The sequence below is a fragment of the Streptococcus mitis genome, from assembly GCF_001579035.1.
Classification (GTDB): Bacteria; Bacillota; Bacilli; order Lactobacillales; family Streptococcaceae; genus Streptococcus; species Streptococcus mitis_J.
Genome location: NZ_KQ970348.1, coordinates 1 through 281, shown reverse-complemented (window position 1 = coordinate 281; position 281 = coordinate 1). Strand labels below are relative to the sequence as shown.

General features: G+C 40.2%; 1 pseudogene. It reads left to right on the top strand.

The window, feature by feature from the left end:
* Positions 1 to 9: 9 nt before the first annotated feature.
* A pseudogene (locus tag SMIDD26_RS11005) lies at positions 10 to 281 on the top strand (LTA synthase family protein); the annotation flags it as partial.

Sequence of the window (281 nt, the reverse complement as noted above, 5' to 3'; positions counted from 1 at the left end):
AGTAAATGTGTGAAAAGCAATTTTAACAAAATCCAAAAAGCCATCGGTACCAGACTGGGTTTTGTCCTAACCCTTTTAATCCTCTATTGGCTCAAAACCTTATTAGCCTATGCCGTTGACTTTAATTTAGATATTCAAGTGGGCAAGTTGCAGGGAAATTACCTTGCCTTTATCGCCTTTTTCAATCCCCTTCCTTTGGGGCTACTCCTGCTGGCTCTAGCCCTCTATGCTCGCTCAACCAAGATTTTTTATGGTCTGAGTATAGCTATTTATAGCCTTTT